Raw genomic sequence first — 2,727 nt, forward strand, 5'->3', positions numbered from 1 at the left:
ACGCCAACGTCGCCCGTACACGGTTCACTTCATGTGAGTCCACACACCCAACATGCTCCCGAACAGACCCGCCAGGAAGACCTAACGGAGTCCTATTAGGCGGAGTTCTGCGCGAAGCTGGAGCACGAAAACGGCTTCGCCGAGTGGTTCTCCGTCCTGCTGGCGGACATGGACCGGCTCGCTGCGGACACCGCCCCGGCCATCACTCGGCTGCAGGATCTGCAGACGCAGTTGGTCACGCTGATCGACCTGCTGGATCCGAAGAGGGCACGCTTCCCGCAGTTCCGGCTCGTCTTCGACCGCGACACCCACACCCTCGGCTGAGCACCGCGCCCACTTGCGTGACGCTGACGTGACAGGCCCGCACCCGCCTGGCCTGGAAGGCCAAGGACCGATGGCACGAACCCTGCAGTGGTCCTCCGTCGCTTCGACAGACTGGTGGCGATGTTGCGCCGCGAAAGGGTCGAGGTGACACGGTGGGGTCGTCCTCGAAGTCGCCGGCGGACCAACACAACGAAGCGCTGGGGGACAGTGCCTACCTCTATGAGCCATCAGCTTGTCGGTGACTGTGCGTGCCGCGACCTGCGCGGTACTCGCGTATCAGCACGCGAAGGGCAGCAACGACGGGTGTCCCGGGAGAGGCGCGGAGCAGGGTCGCAGCCTTCGCCTCGATCCGGCGTAGTCTGCCTGGGAAGCGAGTCAGCGGGCTTGAGCGGCCCATCGCGTCAACGACGAGGTCGGCCTCCAGCTCCTCCTCGGGTGCGGCTGCTGGAGAGGCTGAGGCCACGGGGGAGAAGCGGACCCCGCACACTCGGCGGCTGCTGAATATGAGGCCTTGGGCCCGGCCGGCGATGACGCGGACGTTCTGCAGTGACAACGTGCGTCGACGGACGTGCTCCTCCAGGAAGGGGCGTGTCGCGCCGAGCATCGCGGCGTCGGGGAGGGAGGGCTTGAGGACGCCGTCCAAGTAGAACTGGACTTCCTCAGCCCGGCTGAGGCCAGTCGTTGGTTCTTGGCGGTTCGGGCCACGACGACGTGGCTGCGGCCGGAGGCCCGCGTAACGGGGCCGCGCCGGCGTATGCCTTCAGGGCTCGGGCGTTCGCGAAGCGTTCGCGGTCGTCTCCGATCCCTGCGAGGACGCGTGCTCCGGAGAGCACGGACAGCCCTGGGAAGCTGGTGATGATCTCGGCATCTGGGTGCACGAGGCCGTGAGGTCTCTTCGACTGTCTGATGTGTGTGACCGTGGGTAACTGGACTGTCAGTGCTGACGATTAGGGTTGCTCGTGTGACTGGTGACCGAATGAAGCGTCGCTTCTCCGACCATTCGGGGGGATTCCACCAGTCGTGTCTGCTGTCCGGCGAATTGGATTTGAACTGCTGTCATGCGCGAAATGCATGGCCTGACCAGAAAGAGCCGAACGTGGCCACCGAGGAACACCTCATCACTACGACCGCACGTTTGTTGGAGCAGTGGCTGCCGCCCGTCCCGGGCACCGGCGTGCCTGCTTGGAGGGTGCAGGTCATCGGTGGCAGTGCGCCCCCTGCGTTCGACGAAGACTGGGAAACGGCACCGCCGCTGACAGAGGTGAGCGAGTACGGTCGGTTCCCCGAGACGTTCGGTGCGGAGGGGCATCGTTTCCCCGTCGAAGCCGAGCTGTTGGAGTTCGAGGAAGGCCTGGACTACTACTGCGGCCAACGGGCTTCGGCGGGCCGACCCGACGATATAGCCTCGTACGTCATCGAAGCAGTGACCACGACTTTGGAGGCGGGTTCCGGTCCACTCGACCGACGAGTTGGGTCACTGGTCGGCTTCCTTGCCGGTGTGCTGACCGAGTGGGCCTGCGAGCACCTACTGAGGATCCACGTCGCAGCCAAGCCAGGCGGTATTGCGCTCGACGACGAACTGCACCTCCTCGTACGCGATCATGATGGGAACGCGTGCCGACTGTCTATGGCTCCGGCCGCCGCAGTACCCCCGGCCAGCGAATCTGCCGGACCCGACGCGCGGATCAGGTGGAACACGACGCTGCTCAGCGAGTTCCTCTGGATCAACAACAACAACGCTGTCGCGTTCAAGGTCACCGTCGAACCGCACGGCCTCGTCCTGGACGCTGATGCCGATGCCGCCTTCCGGAAATGGAAGGGACTCGGAGGTGACGACCTTCAGCTTCTGGACGGCCCATCCCTGGCCACCGTTCTCGCAGAGACCGAGTTGGGTGCTGCCGACGTTGCTTTGTCCGTGTGCTTGAGCGAGGATGACGACCATACCGATCCGCAGCCCCCCGTGGACCAGCTCGTCGTCCCCCTCCTCCGGGATCTCGTCGACACGCTCACGAAACGGGTCGGCGGCCACGAGACGCTGCTGCTCGCCTATGGCAGCGGTTGGCCGCTGGAGTATCAGGGCGAAGGCGCCCGTCTTATTCTTGTGGGCCCTGAATTGGCTGGCATTATCGACGTCGACGACTCCGGCGTGTGACGGTGGCGCTTGGCTGTGGACACGCTGCCTGCGCGGTGGCGAAGCTCAGCGGGCAGAAAGCGGAAGCTGGGAAGAGGCGTCGCGGAGTCGTTCAGTAAGTGCTCTTTCAACTCTGGTTGTGAGCCCCGTTGGCAACTGGGTTGTCAGTGCTGATGGTTAGTACTCCAGCTGTAGATCGTGATCTTGCTGGTGGGGCCTGGTAGGGGTACGGGTACGGCCACCGTTGATCATCGTGACTTGTGTGGAGTAAC

At 64.5% G+C, this 2,727-nt stretch carries 3 protein-coding genes and 1 pseudogene; 2 read left to right on the top strand and 2 right to left on the bottom strand.

The annotated features are described in order from the left end of the window. The first annotated feature begins 168 nt into the window (after positions 1–168). Positions 169–324 (top strand): hypothetical protein, encoded by a 156-nt coding sequence (locus tag ACWGI8_RS42680; RefSeq protein ID WP_453668851.1) that lies wholly within the window; start codon positions 169–171, stop codon positions 322–324. A gap of 217 nt (positions 325–541) precedes the next feature. Here ACWGI8_RS42680 and ACWGI8_RS42685 read toward each other — a convergent pair whose 3' ends face one another. Next, positions 542–967 (bottom strand): hypothetical protein, encoded by a 426-nt coding sequence (locus ACWGI8_RS42685; RefSeq protein ID WP_453668853.1) that lies wholly within the window; start codon positions 965–967, stop codon positions 542–544. Next, positions 937–1,199, bottom strand: a pseudogene (locus ACWGI8_RS42690) (transposase); the annotation flags it as partial. The gene ACWGI8_RS42685 and the pseudogene ACWGI8_RS42690, both read right to left, overlap by 31 nt. Before the next feature lie 221 nt (positions 1,200–1,420). On the opposite strand from ACWGI8_RS42690, the gene ACWGI8_RS42695 reads away from it, so the two are divergent. Beyond that, entirely contained in the window at positions 1,421–2,476 is a 1,056-nt protein-coding gene (locus ACWGI8_RS42695; protein ID WP_453668852.1) for a hypothetical protein, read from the top strand. Positions 2,477–2,727: the final 251 nt, after the last annotated feature.

This window comes from Streptomyces sp. NPDC054841, from assembly GCF_053611045.1.

Bases quoted from the DNA above. Each gene is read 5' to 3' on its own strand.
- ACWGI8_RS42680 (WP_453668851.1), top strand. From the start codon at position 169: ATGGACCGGCTCGCTGCGGACACCGCCCCGGCCATCACTCGGCTGCAG.